Annotated in this window: 15 protein-coding genes; 6 read left to right on the forward strand and 9 right to left on the reverse strand. The window is 36.2% G+C overall.

Translation table 11 applies throughout. The features are described 5' to 3' along the window. Nucleotides 1-39: 39 nt before the first annotated feature. Complete coding sequence (locus CKW03_RS10030) at nucleotides 40-1,215, reverse strand: basic secretory protein-like protein (protein WP_169918994.1); 1,176 nt, start codon at nucleotides 1,213-1,215, stop codon at nucleotides 40-42. A gap of 388 nt (nucleotides 1,216-1,603) precedes the next feature. On the opposite strand from CKW03_RS10030, the gene CKW03_RS10035 reads away from it, so the two are divergent. Further along, a complete protein-coding gene (locus tag CKW03_RS10035; protein ID WP_139185439.1) occupies nucleotides 1,604-2,038 on the forward strand; it encodes a hypothetical protein in 435 nt (144 codons plus the stop codon). Between the two features lie 66 nt (nucleotides 2,039-2,104). On the opposite strand, the gene CKW03_RS10040 is transcribed toward CKW03_RS10035, so the two are convergent. After that, nucleotides 2,105-2,818: an SH3 domain-containing protein gene (locus CKW03_RS10040; protein WP_093096322.1), complete on the reverse strand. Its 714-nt coding sequence runs from the start codon at nucleotides 2,816-2,818 to the stop codon at nucleotides 2,105-2,107. 243 nt (nucleotides 2,819-3,061) lie between these two features. Between CKW03_RS10040 and CKW03_RS10045 the strand changes: the two genes are divergently transcribed. Beyond that, entirely contained in the window at nucleotides 3,062-5,110 is a 2,049-nt protein-coding gene (locus CKW03_RS10045; protein WP_236736456.1) for a heavy metal translocating P-type ATPase, read from the forward strand. Nucleotides 5,111-5,168: 58 nt separating this feature from the next. Here CKW03_RS10045 and CKW03_RS10050 read toward each other — a convergent pair whose 3' ends face one another. From CKW03_RS10050 to CKW03_RS10065, 4 genes are all read right to left on the reverse strand, one after another. Continuing rightward, nucleotides 5,169-5,984, reverse strand: a complete 816-nt coding sequence (locus CKW03_RS10050; protein WP_139185440.1) for a hypothetical protein — start codon at nucleotides 5,982-5,984, stop codon at nucleotides 5,169-5,171. A 105-nt stretch (nucleotides 5,985-6,089) separates the two neighbouring features. Continuing rightward, a complete protein-coding gene (locus CKW03_RS10055; protein ID WP_093096327.1) occupies nucleotides 6,090-7,625 on the reverse strand; it encodes a hypothetical protein in 1,536 nt (511 codons plus the stop codon). Continuing rightward, nucleotides 7,626-8,696, reverse strand: coding sequence for an HlyD family secretion protein (locus CKW03_RS10060; RefSeq protein ID WP_093096330.1), 1,071 nt, complete (start codon nucleotides 8,694-8,696; stop codon nucleotides 7,626-7,628). A 66-nt stretch (nucleotides 8,697-8,762) separates the two neighbouring features. Next, on the reverse strand, nucleotides 8,763-9,200 hold the full coding sequence (locus CKW03_RS10065; RefSeq protein ID WP_093096331.1) for a MarR family winged helix-turn-helix transcriptional regulator: 438 nt from the start codon (nucleotides 9,198-9,200) through the stop codon (nucleotides 8,763-8,765). A gap of 122 nt (nucleotides 9,201-9,322) precedes the next feature. Here CKW03_RS10065 and CKW03_RS10070 point away from each other — a divergent pair, with 122 nt between their 5' ends. Continuing rightward, nucleotides 9,323-10,090, forward strand: coding sequence for a DUF3050 domain-containing protein (locus CKW03_RS10070; RefSeq protein WP_093097763.1), 768 nt, complete (start codon nucleotides 9,323-9,325; stop codon nucleotides 10,088-10,090). 49 nt (nucleotides 10,091-10,139) lie between these two features. Here CKW03_RS10070 and CKW03_RS10075 read toward each other — a convergent pair whose 3' ends face one another. From CKW03_RS10075 to CKW03_RS10085, 3 genes are all read right to left on the reverse strand, one after another. Further along, entirely contained in the window at nucleotides 10,140-10,913 is a 774-nt protein-coding gene (locus CKW03_RS10075; protein ID WP_093096332.1) for a DUF4382 domain-containing protein, read from the reverse strand. Nucleotides 10,914-10,988: 75 nt separating this feature from the next. Continuing rightward, nucleotides 10,989-12,785 carry a glycoside hydrolase family 15 protein gene (locus CKW03_RS10080; protein WP_093096335.1) on the reverse strand — a complete coding sequence of 599 codons (1,797 nt, stop codon included), beginning with the start codon at nucleotides 12,783-12,785 and terminating at the stop codon, nucleotides 10,989-10,991. A gap of 12 nt (nucleotides 12,786-12,797) precedes the next feature. Further along, nucleotides 12,798-14,996: a bifunctional alpha,alpha-trehalose-phosphate synthase (UDP-forming)/trehalose-phosphatase gene (locus CKW03_RS10085; protein WP_093096337.1), complete on the reverse strand. Its 2,199-nt coding sequence runs from the start codon at nucleotides 14,994-14,996 to the stop codon at nucleotides 12,798-12,800. 624 nt (nucleotides 14,997-15,620) lie between these two features. Between CKW03_RS10085 and CKW03_RS10090 the strand changes: the two genes are divergently transcribed. From CKW03_RS10090 to CKW03_RS10100, 3 genes are read left to right on the forward strand one after another with little or no spacing between them, the layout of a single operon-like run. Beyond that, on the forward strand, nucleotides 15,621-16,559 hold the full coding sequence (locus tag CKW03_RS10090) for a helix-turn-helix domain-containing protein (RefSeq protein ID WP_093096341.1): 939 nt from the start codon (nucleotides 15,621-15,623) through the stop codon (nucleotides 16,557-16,559). 3 nt (nucleotides 16,560-16,562) lie between these two features. Beyond that, nucleotides 16,563-17,654, forward strand: a complete 1,092-nt coding sequence (locus CKW03_RS10095) for an AraC family transcriptional regulator (protein ID WP_093096344.1) — start codon at nucleotides 16,563-16,565, stop codon at nucleotides 17,652-17,654. Nucleotides 17,655-17,691: 37 nt separating this feature from the next. Next, complete coding sequence (locus tag CKW03_RS10100) at nucleotides 17,692-19,194, forward strand: helix-turn-helix domain-containing protein (protein WP_093096346.1); 1,503 nt, start codon at nucleotides 17,692-17,694, stop codon at nucleotides 19,192-19,194. Nucleotides 19,195-19,502 lie beyond the last annotated feature (308 nt).

Here is a 19,502-nt window from a genome sequence, read left to right on the forward strand (position 1 = left end):
ATGGGCTATCTTAAATAGCCCATTTTTATTTGATAGCAACTATAGCGCTGGATTCTTTGCATATTCATTCCAGACATCTTGTATGTTTTTTCCAAGAGACTGTATAAAGAAATCATTGTAATTTGTGCCCTTAATCAAAGCATTATTCAATTCCTTAACAAAATTCTTGTTCTTATGGGTTTCAATCCACAATAAAAATCTACCGGTAATACCATAACTTCCGTCGTAATTGTGTTCAGGTTTATATTCTTGAAGGGTCCAAGGATCAGGATTATCAATACCATAATGATACCTTACATTGTCCGCAATACCCTCTACTAGCCAACTTGGAACAGATCCCTTATAATCCTGTTGGATATGGTGCATCGTCTCATGCACGACTACATCCCCATCTTTCGGATTTCCTTCCATATAGTTAAACCCAAAGACAACCACTTCTCCCCATGCATAAGCCGCACCTTCATAGGTTGGATCAATGATAAAGTATATTTTTTTCTTGGCGTTCGGATTGAAATCGGCAATAAGCTTTGGATAAACAGTAAAATACGTATTCATCAATCGTTCCTGATACTCTAATTGGGCTTTGCTTGAATGATTAATAAAAACCAATGAAACCCCATTTTTGGTCAAGCTATCGATTTTTTGCAAAGGCTCTTGCTTTTGGCTGGATGGAGGCATCTGAATCAACCTAAATTCCGAAGCCTGGAACATGTTATCATTATAAAGTTTTGAAATTGACCATTTGTAATGCGTGAATTTTTCCTCATTCTTAAAAAAGAAGCTGTAGGTATTTCTTCTCTTTCTAAATTGCATTCCCATTTGGCTGTCAAGCTCTTTCCAAGTTTGACCATCATTGGAACCATAAAACTTCCAATCCCTTGGATCACGACCATCAAAGTCATTACCAGTCGTAAAATCATACCCAGCGATTAGCTTCGCGGTATCAAACTGGAAAGTAATGTCTAACGTTTTGAAGTTTTTTGCAAGGTATTTTGTTGTGGTATCCCCATCGGTTAATTTGACAGAGCCTTCGGGGCCATTGGCTCCATCCTGATTTTCAATACTTACGCTTACTCGGGCTTCCTGCGTAACGTCTTTAATTTCAATTTTTTCTAATTCAGGATCCGGTTGATCAAGGAAACTGTCTTTGCTACAGCTGCTATAGATTATTGCACAAAAAAGGGCCAAAATCAAGCTTTGTAGTCTGGTTTTCATATTCAGCATATAATTTTAAGTTTAGTTTATATTTAAGTTAGTAATTACTGCTATGTTAAATTAACGCTAAATCAAGTAAATTCTTATGCCTGTCTTAAGCTAAATCGCGTTAGCTGTAAATATATTTTCTTAAATATGCTGCTAATATTAATTAAGGGGCTTTTTTAGTATAAAACAATGTTTCTTCAGATTACTTGATAGCAAAAATGCTAAAGCTAGTTTAGCGAATGTTATTTAGATTAAATGTCCGTTTTTGAGCCAAATTCCTTGATATCGTGCATTTGCAAGCAAATAGCTACAAATAATTTTTATGTAGGTTAGAGGGCCTCCAAATATTAAATTGTTATTAATTTTTGTTCTACTTTTGAGCATTATGATATTAAAAGGTATGAAAAAGTTAAGTATATTATTGTTTTTTGCTGTATTATTTATCTCTTGTGAAAAGGACAACGGGGTTGTTCCTGAGAAATTAAAAGAAGAGGTATTGACCGATCTAAAAGGTAAGGTGTTTACAGCCTATGAAGCGCAGGTGTATTCTGAAAGCACTGGTACAATAGCAGTGGAACCTGATCAAGGTTTCTTTACTAAAATGGAATTCGTTGGAAGTGTGATCGAAATGACAAGTGCTAATGGATCAAAATCTAGATATGGTTTTGAAATCAACAATGCAAACAGAGGTAGCACTGAATTGCCTGATATCTTTACTTTGGCAATGAAATCCAACTACAAAAACTTTTACATCTATTTAAGTAGAGATTATTCAAATGCTACAGTTACTGTAACTGATGGCAATAAAAGCTATGGTGTAAGCTTAATGAAATAAATATAAAATACTTACTGAACAACATAAAGATGCCCGATTCTCAATTGATCGGGCATTTTGTTTTTCTTAAAATTCCCAACCTACGAATCGCTGGCTGAGCTTATCCTTCTCGAAGACCCATACTACATGGTTTGCACATGCACCATCACCAATCTCTTGCACGGCTAAATAAACTTTTCCAACCTTATAATATTCAAAGTTATTTGTAGCCGAAATAATTCCTAAATATAGTTTTGAAGGTATAACTTGCTTTTTGCCATTAATCTTTGCTTCGGCCTTATAAATCTCTTCTTTCGGTATGCCACAATCCCCTAAATAATAAAAGATGCCGTTGATGGATTTGATGGAAGTAGCACTTTCATCCTGATAAACTATCTTTTTATCATTAAGGCTAAAATCCCTCGATACATATTGCATCGAAAATTCATCCTTACTTGGTTTTTCAAGTTTATTTACCGCTTTTAACTGCGATTTATGAATAAATCCCGTCTTTAGCGACTTCTCATCACTAATCTCCACAATCGAAAAAGGTAAATTTTCATAATATAGAATCTTGATCCATTGCTCTTTTTCCAAATCTTGTTCCTCAACTTGATCAATTAAAACAATCGTATTATTTTTCAATTGATCCAGGACCTTACTCTTGGCATTGGCATCCTCCCTTACATTAGAATATCCCTCCTTACTCTGTATGAGATAGGGTTGTGCCAATGATATCAATGGATTCAAGAATAAAAGCAACAAAAGCAAAAGCCCATTATATAATTGATAGTATTTCATAAATTTTCATCCATATTTTTTTGATGATGCAATTTATTATTAATGGAATTAGGTAAGGAATAAATCATATATACATTTTGTTTACATCATTAATAAAAGACTGTTAAAACAAATTATTAGTTAATATCGTTGATAAACTAAGCTTTTAGATTTAAATAGGTTAAATTTAGAAGAGGATAAATATTTATGGATCACAAACATATTTTCGATAAAGACGGGATTTGCGAAATCTGCAGCCAAACTATGAAAGTTTATAAGAAGGCCAATGCTGATGACTTATTGAAACAAACCAAAAATCATCGAAGTCATCAAGGTACTCTTAATGAAAAGTTAGATCAGGAACATATAGAGGACGAAGATCATAATCACGACCTTGATCATGGTCATGATCATTCTCATGCCAGCGATGCTAGTGTTTTTGAACTCTTTAAACCTGCTATCATCAGTTTTGCCTTTTTGATCTCTGGTATTTTGTTCGATTATGTGTTTCATTTCCCTTGGTTTCAAGGTTGGCTAAGACTGGTTTGGTATCTGGCGGCTTATTTGCCAGTAGGTTACCCTGTTTTGAAAGATGCCCTAAAAAGTATTTCAAGAGGCAACTTTTTCTCCGAATTCTTTCTTATGGGAATTGCAACCATTGGTGCCTTCGCTATTGGTGAATATCCGGAGGGGGTTGCTGTCATGCTATTCTATTCGGTTGGTGAAGCTTTTCAAACCATGGCTGTTTCCAGAGCCAAAGCCAATATCAAATCCTTATTAGATCAAAGACCTGATGAGGCCACTGTACTTAGAAATGGAAAGCCTGAATTGATCAAAGCTGAATTAGTGCAAGTAGGGGATATTGTCCAATTAAAACCAGGTGAAAAACTAGCCCTAGATGGGAAGTTGTTGACCGAATCAGGCTCCTTCAATACCGCAGCCCTGACTGGAGAAAGTAAACCTGATTCTAAAATCAAAGGTGATCCTGTGCTCGCTGGAATGATCAATCTTCAAACGCTGTCTGAAGTTGAAATCACCTCGGTATATGAAGACAGTAAACTGAGTAAAATCCTTGAAATGGTGCAACACGCTAGTACACAAAAAGCACCTACAGAATTGTTCATTTCAAAATTTGCCAAGATTTATACCCCGATTGTCGTATTTCTTGCGATAGGCATCGTATTAATTCCCTATTTCTTTGTCGCTGATTATGTCTTCCAAGATTGGCTTTATAGAGCTTTGATCTTTTTGGTGGTATCTTGTCCCTGTGCCCTCGTTATCTCGATCCCCCTTGGTTATTTTGGTGGGATTGGAGCCGCCAGCAGGCATGGAATCTTGGTCAAAGGAGGGAATTTCCTAGATACTTTAGCCGCTGTTAAGCATGTGGTCATGGATAAAACCGGCACTATGACTGAAGGCGTTTTTAAAGTCAATGAGGTCAAATTTGATCCTTCAGCGGACCAAGCGCAGATTTTAGATTACGTGAATGAAATTGAAAGCAAAAGTACCCACCCCGTAGCCACAGCCATACATGAATACGTGGGCGACGTGAAAGGCCATCTTAACTTAAACCAGGTTGAAGAAATCGCTGGACATGGATTGAAAGCCAATATCGAGGGGAAAGAGGTTTTGGTTGGGAATTTCAAATTACTTGACCAACATCAAGTCGCTTATCCCCATGCCGATAAGGAAATCGTTTATACAACCATCGCGGTTGCAGTTGACCGTAAATATATAGGCTATATCACGATTGCCGATAAAATTAAGGAAGGTGCCGACGAAACCATTCGGGCACTGCACGCTGAAGGTATTAAAGTAACCATGTTAAGTGGTGATAAAACAACAGTCGTAAATGAGGTTGCAAAACTCCTAAAGATTGACTCAGCTTATGGGGATCTTTTGCCTGAAGGTAAGGTAGAGAAGTTAAAAGAAGTCAAAGCGATAGATAAGATCGTAGCATTTGTCGGTGATGGGGTAAATGATGCACCTGTTGTGGCATTAAGCGATGTTGGGATAGCTATGGGAGGCTTAGGGTCCGATGCGACCATCGAAACCGCGGATGTGGTAATTCAAGATGACCGGCCTATCAAGATTCCTATGTCCATAAAGATTGGAAGAAAAACCAAGAAAATTGTGTGGCAGAATATAGGTTTGGCCTTTGCAGTAAAAGCCATCGTCCTGATTTTAGGGGCTGGAGGGATAGCGACGATGTGGGAGGCCGTTTTTGCCGATGTCGGCGTGGCATTACTAGCTATCCTAAATGCTGTACGGATCCAACGAACAGATTTTAACGAAGATTTTAATAAAAAATAATGAAAAAGGGAACAAGCATCTGCAAATGTTCCCTTTTCTATTTTAGTTATTAATATCCTTATTTATCTTTTGCATGATCGTGATGGTGAAGGTCCTTTCCAAAGTTTGGATCAAATTGGTTACTAATTACCAAGTTCAGACCCTGATTGTTTTTTATTTTATAGTTATTGGTATATATATCATAATCAATATTGAATGTAGAATTACCATCTTCTATGATTGAAGAGTTAGAATTCCAGATTCCTCGCTTGGTTGATATAACCTTTCCATTTGAATAAGTAGCCACCCATACGTAATTTTTTTGCTTCTTTATCTCGGCCACATTATTTTGGTTATCCTTGATTTCGAAACCAGATTTTATTTTCCCAATGGTTAATTGATAACCTGATTTTGTATGTAACTCGGTTAAATTAGACAACCAATCAAAGGTTAGATAATACACTTCACCAGCTTCATCCCGGATGACCATTTGGTTTAATGACTCTTTGAAACTTGACATTGTATTTCCATCAGAATCACGGAAATAAGATGTGCCATCACTCTCAATTTCAATTTCTGCCTCATTACCTTCAAGATCTCTCAAGCCCATGACATTATAATAGCGATTAGTTATTTTCAGGAAATTACTGTGTGAAAATCCAAAATATCCATCTTCTGATAAAAGCATCATCATACCTATGATCCCATTATTGGTATTGGAATAAATCCGCTTGAACGGAAATTCCATTAATTTATGTTGTACAACACGATCAAAGATGACGTTGTTCCTATAATAAACAGAAGAATCGAGCTGTTGATCGTCTTCAACCTCTTGACCTTTAGAAATTAAAGAGAACATAACAAATAGCATAGTGATGAGAATGGAGTTTTTCATAATACAGAAGGATTGATTTGGTATACGTCTTACATTTTAATTCAATAAATAAACTTGTTTTAGTATGGACTGGGACCGAGACCTAAAGTTTAACTGAAAATAAAATTAAGACATGGGGGTCGCTTGGATTAATTCCTTAACGTTTTTCTTTGTTCCCCAGTTAAAAATATGTCTAACTGTTGAAGAATGGTAGGGGATTATGGCTATCATGATTATTACCAATATGTTAATAAGGCATAGGTAAAGATATAGATCATGTAAGCCCAAAAGATTGGCCTGTTTCTGGAAGTTTAACAAAACTGTTCGATCTACTTTTTCTCCAGTCTCCATGATCTCGGCCAATCGAGTTTGATGGGTAAATTGCAACTTATTGAACCAATTACTGATTACGCTTGACCAAAAGACAGTGACAAAAAATGTCCTGACTAAGAGGAACATGACAATGCTCTGTAAAAAATCCTTTCCATTCACATTCCCAGCCAAGTAAACCGCCGTGGAAATAAAAGAAATAATAACCGCCATTCCCCTTAATATAATTGGCAGAATTAAGTAGGATAAGGGTGTATTGATATTAATTAAATTATATAATAAAAAATTGGATGTTAGATAGAAAGAAGCAGAAATTAAAAAGATGGCTTTGCATTTTTTGGTTTGCTTGAAATATAGGTATACCAAAATACTTCCCAAGAAATATCCAATTATGACATAAGCGTTAATTTCAGCTTGCTTGGTCGGATTGGATGGCAATAAAACATTCATCAAATTACTCAGCAAACTGGTATTGGAATAAAAAATCCCCAAGATAAAGACGGTAAATAGGGTCAAAAATGTGGCTTTATTGCTGATTACGGAAAAACTGATGATTTTTCTCTTCTTTTTGTAATTCCGATTAAAGAATAAAATAAAAAGAACGATACTCAATACTATTCCCATGATTATGCTCTTGCTCATCAACCAATTGTTTTGTAAGCCATAGCTTGCAACAAAGGAAAAACAGAGTAAACTGGAGGCCAATAAGATAGTTCCTAACCAGTCGTATTGAAATAAGGGGACCTTTTTAATATGCTGTGTTTTGAAACAGATAATGACAACCAGAAGCGAAATGAAAAGCATCATGGTCTGGAAATAATAGCCTAATTCCCAATGTTGCCTAGCTAGGTATGCAGCAATCAATCCCCCTATAATAGGGAAGATCAAGTTCATCGGATAGTAAATGGCATACATCTGGTATCTTTCTCCAGTAGGCATCAAAAAGGGCATAAGCTCTGATATTAATGCCATGGTCAAGATGATTTTCACACAACCAAATAAAAACATCAACATCACATTAATTAAAGGGGCATGGTTTAGGGCCAAACCTAGGTTGATGAACATTAAAATGATCAAACAGAATATGATCAATCTTTTCTTGGGCATAAAAATGGTCAACCTAAAGATCAAAGAGATCGAACAGACCATTCCTGCACAATAGGCATACATAGCCATGGAAAGATCCGCGGAATTTGCCGCTTGATCAGAAATGATATATGTATAAATGCTACTGGGTATTCCGCTACAAAAGGATAAAGAAACTGCAATTAACAGTAGGATGCTCAATTTAAACTTTTGGGGAATCCAATCCCTAAATAAACTATTGCTCATCTATATCGAATTTACCACCACATTTAGCCCCACCATCAATTTCTTTAAATCCTCCACCTTATTGTCCTTTGAAAATTCTATCCTTACCGGTATCCGCTGTTGTACCTTTACAAAATTACCCGTGCTATTATCAACTGGAATGCTGGAATACTTAGAGCCCGTAGCTTCAGAAATGGCCTTAATTTCACCCGTGAATACCACATTCGGAATGGCATCTACTGAAAGCTTTACCTTTTTCCCTAAGGCTATCTGCTTCATCTGATTTTCTGTATAATTGGCTGTAACCCACTTTTGTTGGTCTCTTACGATATTGAACAGTTGCTGACCAGCTTGTACCAATTGTCCTTCTTCTAAAGTGACCCTGCCTAATATTCCATCATAGGGAGCAACAACCACCGTATAAGATAAATTGAGCTTAGCCAGATCAAGTGCAGCTCTTGCCCTTAAAATTGCAGCTTCATTGATCCCTGTTTTCCTGCTGGTTTCTTGTGTTGTCAGATGAGAGCTTACCCTCTGCGCAGATAATGCCTTATATTTTGCTTTTAGGGATTCATAGTCCGTTTTTACCTGTTCAAATTGATAAACTGCAATAGCATCCTTGTCCATGAGATCCTTGAAGCGTTTATAATTGACTTCGGCATTTTCCAATCGGGTCTTCAATTCCTCGATATTGGCTTCTGCTATATTTTGACTGTTCCGGGCAATTTCAACCTCTGTCTGCACTACTGAATTTCCTGCCTTAGCGTCGGCTAAAGCCGCCAAGGCATTTTCCACCTGAATCTTATACTCGTCATTTTCAAGGATCACCAAAGTATCTCCCTTATGAACAGTTTGATGTTCCTGAAATCGGATATCCTTTATATATCCAGTTACTTTAGTGCTAACTGGATTGATATGTCCATCAATCTGTGCATCCTCAGTGAACACACTGTTGTTTAATTGTAGGTAGCTGAGTAATCCCCAACCTATAGCAGCCAAAATAATCAGTACAGAAAGGATATTGACACTGTAAATTTTAATCCTTCTGTTTCTTTCCTTTTGACTGATTACTTTATTTGATTCTGTGCTCATTTATTGTTTCCTATATTTTATTATTGTTAAATTAGTTTGATATTGAACTATTATTTCAAAAAAACACTATTCAATAGCGCTTTTTATCAATCTCAATTGATTGCTGATCTCCGAAATATCCTTGATTTGAGAATTCTTGATGATTTTTTCATACAACTCTTTTTGAACCGGTTCTAAATGCGATTGGTATTCCCAACCTTTCTCAGTCAACACAATTTTATTGTTTCTCCTATCGGTAGGGTCGGGGATCCTTTGGACCAAATCCCTTTTGCAAAGATTATCAATCAATGGGGTCACACTTGCTTTACTTTTTTGGACTTCATCCGCAATATCTTGCTGGTTTAACTCTTTCTCTCGCCAAAGGACAGCCAATACCTGGACCATTTCGTAAGTGACATCCAATTCTAATTCCTTAACTTTCTGAAAGTAAAACTGTTTAATCACGACCCTTAAGGAAATGATATCTCTGATTAATTGCTGGACTACTTTATGTTCCTTTGCCATTTTCTAATAATTTGTACAAAGTTAAACATAAGATAGTTAAACATCAAACTAATTATTGTAAGGATTATGCAATTTATTGCTTTAATGGAGTAAAAAATATGGGCTATTCCTACCTTTGGGCCATGAAAAATAATGTTCAAGCAATCAACGAGTATATCCAAGCCGAAAGAAATCATCTCCTAAACCATGAATTATACCATAAAATTCAAAAGGTTAAAGACTTACAGAAATTTACAGAGGGTCATGTCTATGCAGTTTGGGATTTTATGTCCCTATTGAAAGCATTGCAGATTAAATTAACCTGTACCACGATTCCATGGTTCGCCAGCCCGTCACCCGTAACCCGGTATTTGATCAATGAAATTGTTCTTGCTGAAGAATCCGATGAATATATTGATGGCCAAAGATTGAGCCATTTCGAGATGTATATTGACGCCATGAAAGGGATAGGGGCGGATGTTAATCCTATATTAGAGCTGATCCAAAACCTGCAAGCTGGAATTAAGATTAAAGATGCTTTAGATAATAGTCAATTGGACTCGAGGATTCAAGATTTTTTAAAATTCACTTTTGATACCATTGAAGCTGGAGAAACCCACAAAATTGCTTCAGCATTTACTTTCGGTAGAGAAGATCTGATTCCAGATATGTTTACCTCTATATTAACCTCTTTAAAGGAGCAATTTCCAGAATCAGATTTGAAAAAGATTGAATATTATTTTCAGCGACATATAGAATTGGATGGCGATGAACATGGACCATTAGCCATGAAAATGATCTATGAATTAGCCGATAATGATGAAGCGAAATGGAAAGAGATGGCTGAGGTTGCTAAATTAGCTTTGAAATTTAGAATTGGTTTATGGGATGCTATTGCTGATTCCATATAGCATAAAAAAAGGGATAACGTTTGAGTTATCCCTTTTTTTTAGTTTTTCCTTACTTTTCTTCTAATTGAATGACCCCCAAATTTTTTGTTTCTCCGGTAGTTACCACAACATCATTGATGGTAGCTGGTTTGAAATTCTCATTTGTTGGTTCAATTACAAGCTTATAAGTTCCTTGCATAACCCCTGGGAAATAGAATTTACCTGTTGGTCCGGCCAATGTACCTAAGGTATCAGTGCCTTGAATAGCAAAGACATGTGGCATAGCAGAAATAGGAGAAATTTCCCCAGTTAATGCTCCGGATACGGCAACCGGAATTGCACGGATCACTGGTTTCAACATATATTTACCATTTCCAGTTTGATGGATAGATTTTGAAGCATCAAAATCCAAGGCTAGAGTATAGGCTACATGAGGAATCAAATCATCTTGAACTTTGATTTTTACGCCTGAGGTTTGACCACTTGGCGTCGTCAATTTCTCCCTTACACCATCAACAACAATATAATTATCATCGTCTAAAACCAATCTTACTTCCTGAAGACGCCCTGAAGGAACATCATGCTCAGCAAGCAACATATAATCACCTTCGCGATAGTGTAAGATATCAAAAGGTTCGATGTCAACATCTATAACCTCACGACCACCTTCGGTAATAACTTCAATATGATCGATATCTAAGATAATCTGATCATAATACGCTGGTGCATCTGTAATTTTAATCGTTACTGGTGTTGTACCATCTGTAGTTTTCGAGTCGTCAGTACTGCAACTCGATAAGCTTAAGGCAACCATAGCTACCGATAATCCAAGTAATGCTTTCATAGTAATTTTCGTTATTTCATTATTTTTAGCAAAACCTGTACCATTTTAACTATAGATGAATTTATTGTTAAATAATTATACTAGAAATATGGGCTTATCCAGTTTTACCGCAATTCGATAAGCTGCATTCATCAATCCCACATGACTATAAGCCTGAGGAAAATTACCCCATTGACTACCATCATCTTCATTTACATCCTCCGAGAATAGCTTTAAGGCATTCCCATAAGAGAGTAGCTCTTCAAAGGTTTGTTGGGCTTCCTCTAGTCGACCCACGCAAGCCAAAGCCTCCACATACCAGAATGCACAAACCAAAAAGGTTGTTTTTGGTTTACCAAAATCATCTTGGTGTAGATACCTGTAAAACAAGCCGTTCTTTCCTTTTAATTCGGCCTCTACAGCCTCTAGATGCTTTTTAGCGCGTTCTGAAGTCGGGTCGAGGTAGTTCATTAAGATCAATTGTAAAGTGCTTGCATCCAAATTAGATCCTTCATCAGAGTTTCGATAGACCTGTTTTACTGGATCATAACATTTCTCAATATATTCTGCAGCTTTATCCATTAAGGTCTTAGCTTGTTCCTCAATATCTTTATAATTGTTCTGCTGCGCAATTTTTAAAGCTGCCGAAGCACCAGCCCATTGAAAAAGATTAGAATATGCATGGTGGTTAGCTATATTCCTGAATTCCCAAATGCCGGCATCTTTTTCATCAATGGTCATCTGGATCTTCTCCAGTATATATTTCAACCAACTCTTAGCATCTTTTCTTTCATCCTGTGGGAATCGATAATCGGTATAGAGCGGTAACATGGCGATCATGGCTTGACCATAAACATCATTTTGAATATGCTCATAGGCTTGGTTTCCAATCCTAACCGGTTTATTTCCTCGGTATCCATCTAAGTAATCTAGCGTTGTTTCAGTTAATACCTTACGACCTAATATACCATACAATGGTTGTAACCTCCCGGAATCCGATTGAGTAATATTGGTAATGTAATTTGCAAATTCTTCCAGCTCATCAAATTTACCGATGTGGCTCAATGCGGTCAGCACATAGTAACTATCCCGGACCCAACAATAGCGATAATCCCAATTCCTTCCCGAACCTGGCGACTCCGGTAAACTCGTGGTACTGGAAGCAATGATGGCACCGGTGTCTTCGTACTGGTGCAACTTTAATACTAAAGCTGAACGAATGATATGATCTTGATAGAAATTCGGGATATTGGCTTTTTTTGTCCAACGTCGCCAATATATCTTCGTTTTGATCAAGAATTCCTCTGCTGTTTGTTGCAAGGGAGCCTCAAATGTATTTCCATAAGACAGGATCATATATTTCTTGTCAGAAAGTATAAAATTGCTTTTCTCCTGATCAAAGAAATGACTGATCGGAATATTGGTGGTCAATCTCATGTGCTCTTCCGCATGCTGAAAATGAATGTGATTGCTACCCCTGGATCTTTGGTAATCATCTTTGCCGTAATTGGCTTTCGGATTACAATTGACCCTTACAGATGGATTTCCATAGAGTGGTTCAACGATACGTATCAACATGAGTGGCTTATAGTATCGATCATACTGTACAAACCTTGGTGCAAAGTCTATAACACGGAACCCTGAGTGTTCTCCGCTGACTTCGGTAACCAATATATTGGTATTCTCTAAATAATATTGATTGGAGGTAATATGACTGTCGTCTAGTTTAATATTAAATTCTCCACCTTTTTCGGTATCTAATAAACATCCAAAAACAAAACTATCCTCAAATGTTGGCCAACAAAGCCAATTGATGTTTGTGCTTTTGTGCACATGCGCTATAAAGTTGCAATTCCCAATAATACCACTATTATAAAGGTGTTTTTTATTCATATATTTTAATTTTTATTTTCCTAAAGAAGCCAATAACTGCAAGACTTCTTTATTATTTTCAACGTAATACTTTGCATGAGATTGTTTATCGCCGACTTTTATTGTGATACTGCTATCAGGCAGGGCAATAAACATATCTTCATCTGTAGCATCATCACCGATACATAAAATAAAGTCAGGATCAATCTCATTTGCTAAGTTGATCGCTGCTTTTCCCTTATTTACCAGTTTGTTCTTGATTTCAATAACCCGGTCACCATTGATGATCTGCAGATCTAGAACTTGGTTGAGGTGCCTTAATTCTTGCAGCAACTCTTGTGCTTGCCGTAGACCAAATGCACGTTCTACCTTTCTATAATGCCATGCCAAGGAGTGTGACTTCTCTTCAATCGAGGATCCAGGGGTTCTGTCGGTAAACCTTTGTAAGATTTGATTCACCTCTGTTTTCCAACTATTGCTCAAGCCGGGTACTAAATGCCAATCGTGGTTCGGATAGTTACTCCAAATTCCATGTTCGGCAATTAAATAATATGGTCGGTTTCCAAACCAACTTTCTAAATTGCTATACTTCCGCCCTGAAATAATGGTGACAAGATTCCTGGGGTCCTTACTTAGATTATCCAACGCTTCATATACCTCCGTGGTAGGAACTGCCTTATCCGCATTCTTATTAAAGCCAACTAAGGTGCCGTCATAATCCAAAAGGATCAAGCGCTTATTACTGGCATTGTAGCTGGATTTAATGTCAGTTTCGACTTTTTCACGGACTTTCCTAGCCAGTTCATGTCTTTGTTCATTCTTGATCTCTTCTAACCGTTGCATAAATAGATTTACCCAATGGTGCACGGTGAATTTTGAAACGATAGCCTGGCTGGAATGCATCCTATCTTCTTTCTCTTCTTCTTCCATGCTGATGGCGTCATATAATGTCCTGCTGGTCCGATGGACTGCGTATGGATTGATCACTAAGGCATCTGACAATTCTTTAGAAGCTCCAGCAAATTCACTGATGACCAAAACACCCGAACTTTCCTGCTTACTCGCTATATATTCTTTCGCCACCAGGTTCATACCATCGTATAAGGAGGTGACCCAACATACATCTGCTGCTACATACAAAGCTGAAAGCGCATGAAATGGCAAGGAGTTGTAGAAATACGCGATCGGCTGCCATCCAGGTTTGCCATAAACGGCATTGATGTTTCCGACCTTTCTATCGATCTCGTTCCTTAACTTTTTATATTGATTAACTTGGTCCCGCGATGGAACAATGAGCATATACAATAATATCTGCCCATGAAGTTCTGGATGGTCATTTAAAAGGATTTCAAAAGCCGTCAATCTTTGTAATATTCCTTTGCTATAATCCAAACGATCTACAGAAAGTATAATTTTTTGATTGTGGTATAGCTCCTTAATATGCTTACTATAATCCTTGGTTTCGGTATCCAAAGCTTGATCCTTATACTTTTCATAATCGATCCCCATTGGAAAAACATCTACCAAGATCTTTCGTCCATTAATTTTTAAGGAATTGATATTGTTTTGTAGATTCAACACCCCTGAACAGGAGTCCAGGAAATTATCTACATTTTCATAAGTATGGAATCCGATCAGATCCGCCCCTAATAGTCCTTCTAAAAGCTCATCGCGCCAAGGCAACATCTTAAATAGTTCAATAGGAGGAAAGGGGATATGATGGAAATAACCAATACTGCAGGATTCTTTTAATTCCCTAATATTATGAGGAACCAGCATTAATTGATAATCATGGACCCAAACTCGCGTATGCTCTTGGATAAAAGGTAAGGCGGCAGCTGCAAATTTCTTGTTGACTTCCACATAGCTCGTCCAAAATTCAGGTTTCAATTCTACATAACTGGGGCGATAATGGCATAGTGGCCATAGAATGGCGTTAGAAAAACCTTCATAATAACCCTTGATTTCTTTTTCCGTTAGAAAAACCGGAATGAGGTTTAGCTTTTTAAGTTCTTGCCTAATTAGTTCTTCTTCTTGTTCATTTTTAGGAATAATGCCTGGCCAACCAATCCACCAAGATCCATTTTCTTTATAAAAGGATCCTAATCCAGTAGCTAAGCCTCCTTCGCTTGGTGTGAACTTGAGTTTTGATTTTTTTCGTTCAATTTTTACTGGCAGGCGATTCGATATAATGAGAGTGCCCGAATCGGGTATATCTAGATTTTGTAACATATGTATAGGGTATACAATCTAGTTCCCAAATTGTTTGAATAAATGTTTAAACATTGATAATCAATCTTATGAGCGTTATACTGAGAATTAATCAGGTTTTAAAATTTAGTAATAATTATTTCATAAATCTAAAATAATTAATATATATTGTATTGAATATCTTTGATATAGATAAAAAAATTAAGTAATTAAGCTTGTGATTAATTAGTTTGTCATATACTGCTAATATTAAGCTCAAAATGGATAATTGATGTTAATTAATTTCAAACTGTTTGAGTTCTGAGAATTATTTTATTTTTCTTTAATATAAATAATCGGCGATATGAACCAATATTATTATTTATATTTTAACTATTTCTAATAAATCAAATCACTCTAAAACATTAACTAAAATCAAAGTACATAATATAGCATAATTCTTAATAAAATACCCTTCTGGGTTCATTTTAGGGATGTATTATTATTTAGATATATTTGCTGAAATAGAGCAACCGTACCTAAAAAATGAATCTGTTGCTATGTGAATTGTTCAATTATTAACAGTGTTATCTAAGGGTAGAGACTTTGTCTATCATTTAAAATTCCTTACAGCTGAATAATCAAGTATTATTTAGTAAAGAGTATATGAAGAAGAACCTATTTGAGATTTTATTAACCATATTCTGTATCGGTTTAATAGTCCAAATGCTAATGATGTTGGGACGTGTTCAATATCCAATATCCTTAATATTTGGCCCTCTTCTTTATTTAGCCTATCTAGATCAACTGGGCAACAAAATCAGCATAGTCCAAGCTCTTCTCCATTTTATCCCGTTAGCCATTGTTTCGATTCTGTTTTTTACTTTAAAACCCGCTACAGCGGCTGTTTATCAGCATGTTTACTTCATATCGACTTTGATTTCGATGTTTACCTATCCCTCCATCGTTATCTTTTCTAAGAAAAAAGAAAGCCTTTTTGTAAATGAGAGAAGTCTGATCTTACTGGAAATATTGGCATTATTAGGATTTGCCTTATTTTTCTTCATCAATATAATCTACATCAACCATCTTTCAAACAACTTCTCCAATAGACATGCGCAATTAGTAATCATTGCCATTATTTTGGTAAATGTTGCTGTGTTGACCTGGTTTTTGATCAGTAGCAGGTTCTTGGCCAGCAGTCAGGATGATGAACATGCTTTTTCCTTTATGCCGGCAATAGATTTAAATATCAAAGATCAAGAGTTGCACCAGATCAAAAACAAGATAAATCAAATCATGGAGATGGAACATCTTTTCCTGGATGCCCATTTATCATTGGACCGATTAAGTAAACAGACCTCCATTGATAAGGAGAAACTAGAATATTATGTATTACAGGTCATGAATTCCAGTTTTGAGGATTGGCTGGCTTCTTACCGTATCAAACATGCCGTGGAATTAATCCATGCAGATTCTGGTAGTTTAAAGTTAGAATATCTTGCCAATCTTAGTGGTTTTGATTCCAGGACTACATTTAATAAATATTTCAAATTGTATGTAGGGGAGTCCCCTTCGAATTATAGGAATAAATTAATTAAATAGCCTATGTTGATCTATTTCATCTACTCTGCAATAATCGTCATAAGCATCCTCAGTTATCAGGTATATAGCAATCTTCCACAAAAAGGCCTGTTTGAGAAAATCCTGTCCTTGTTGATCATCACCCTGTTATGCCATACCATTTTTGCCGCCTTATTCCGAGATATTATTCCCGGTTATAAGTATGTTGATATAGGTGCGCCCTTCGGCTTGTTATATGGCCCGTTTCTATATTTCGGATATTTGGCATTTAAATATAAAAGAGTACCAAGCAGGACCATACTGGTCCACGGTATCCCTTTTTTAGTAATGACGGTTATATATATCGTTTTTTTATCCAGTGAATTTATCCGGTTCCAATACGGCAAATTATATTATATAGTCCTTTACAGTATGTTTGGCTTATCTTGGATCCTGTATCCGATAACCGTCTTATTAAAAGGTAATATCTCTGATTTTCTACAACTTGACACCAAAAGGCTATACTATTACTTTATCATCCTTTTATTGGTTTTAGCGGCATTTATTATCCCCACTATAATGTCTACATTCATCGATAAATATGATGTAGGCAAGCCAGTTTCGGGAGTTACGGTCTACCTGATCATGATGATAGGGATCAGTATGATCTACAACTACTTGTTTCGAACATTGGTTTCTCAGGTCAGGCCGCAAGGATTTCCAATACCCAATCCCAGCATCAAGAGGGGCGAGGCAAAGACTTATGCGCTCAAAGTCAACCAAAATGAAAAAGAATCTCCCTATAAAGACAGGATTTTACAGTATTTAGAAGAAAAGAAATACTTAAATCCTGAATTCAATATAGATGTCATGGTCAGGGATTTAAAGCTCTCAAGACCATTGATTTCCCAATTTTTCAAGGATTATTTTAATCAAAACGCTTTGAAAACCATAAATGCTCTTCGAATCGAAGAGGTGTGCAGGGAATTGACCAAAGAAGATTTTGATATGAATATCGATGAGCTGGCCCTTCGTTGCGGATTCAGTTCAAGAGCATCATTTTACAGGAATTTTAATTTAGAAAAGAAATGTACCCCTATTGAATATAGGGAAATGATTCTTCCAAACTTGCACTAATATGGGCTACTTTAGGTTTTTGAGCTGTTTTATTCTCATGATACTTCCTTTTCAAGGCTTTTCCCAAAGAACTGCCTTTGAGAAAAAGTATGCTGCCGTACGTTCAGAACTTCTAGCCACTAATTATGAAGAAGCACTTCGTATAGCGGATTCATTAGAACAAATTTCAACTACAGAAACGACTAAAATTAGATCTAAGTCACTTTTAGCTTTAGTTCATCAAAGTGTAGGAACTTACTCCATTGCAATTAATTATGCAAAACAAGCAGATCAACTCTCAGACTTAGTGGGCTTATCTGATTTTGAAGCCAGCAGCGCATTGGTCCTTGCCTCAATTTATAGAGACATTGGCATTCAAGAGGAGGTAAGCCGGTATATCCAAAGGGCAAAGGACAATATTAATTCCGTGAAAGATAGCCTGGTTAGAAACCAATTGGACATTTGGGTTCTTCAGGAAGAAGCTTACCAATATATTCATAATAAAAGATATGCAGATGCGCTAGATTGTATGAATCAAGCCATCAATAAAAAAGGTTATATAGATTTTAAAAATCCTAGATCCTTATTGATCCGGTCCAAAAACTACTTAATAATAGCCCAATGCCATAAAGAAATGGGTAATTATGAAGAAAGCCTCACTTATTTGAAAATGGTAATGGATGAAGTTTATGGATTTGAGCATATCATTAAGCCATTTACATTTCAATTCTTGGCTGATGTGTATTTCAATTTAGGGCAATTGGAAAACGCAAGGAAGTATCTGGACCTCGTAATTCCCTATATCACTGGGTCCAATAATCTGCACTTGAAAAAAGAATACTTCTTTTTGGAAGCAAAATACCAAAGAAAGATAGCTAGGGATGATCTCGCAATTCATTTCGTAGATAAGTACAATCAAATTGAAGAGCAAAAAAGAAACAGTGCACAGATAATCGGAAATAATATCCTCAGGGAGCAACAACAGGAAATAAAATCGCTGAAAAGGAACAATGTTATCCTGATTTGGACTATCGTGATCAGTATCAGTGTTTTTGTCCTCTTCTACATGATTAAGGTCAGGCCTAAATCCAATAAAAATGAAGCGATCAGTACTGATCTATTTCCTTCCATGGAAATTAGCAACAACGCGAAGACCACAAGCAAGGAATTGGTCAACAATTTAGATGTACAAATTTCCTTAGAGACAGAGACCAGGTTAGTCAAAAAGCTGAATGATTTAGAGGATGATCATTTTTTCTTGAACAAGAATGTCACCTTAGGCTGGTTGAGCAATAAATTGAATAGCAATCAAAAGTATATATCCTATGTGATTCGGAAATATAAGAACCAACATTTTAACGATTATATCTTGAACTTACGGATTCAATATATTGTCCAGCAATTGGAGTCCAATAAGACCTTACTGGACTATAAATTATCTTATCTTGCGGATATGGCAGGATTTACTTCCCACAGTAAGTTTACCCTGGCATTTAAATCCGTCATGGATACCACGCCTTCATTATTTATCGAGAACTTAAAGCAAAAGTCCTTTGATTAATTCGGCTTAATTGTTTCTTATTTTTGGACCTACTTCTAAATACCAGAAACCTTTCGATTTAATTTATAGGTTAATTTTATCAAATAATATCGGTTAATGGGGTGGACATTACTTGTTATTAATATAAAGTCATCTACCAATCTGACCTAATTTCTTCTACAGATTTCCAAAACAGGCTAAAATAACTGCATAAATTGGTTCCTTTATACTAATTTTTTGCTAAAATCAATTAATTATAGCTGTTCATAACAGATATATGTATCCATATTAGGTAATTATTCCTTGAAAAGGATCCTAAATTGTCTGAA

Origin of the sequence: Sphingobacterium mizutaii (genome assembly GCF_900187125.1) — a bacterium.
Classification (GTDB): Bacteria; Bacteroidota; Bacteroidia; order Sphingobacteriales; family Sphingobacteriaceae; genus Sphingobacterium; species Sphingobacterium mizutaii.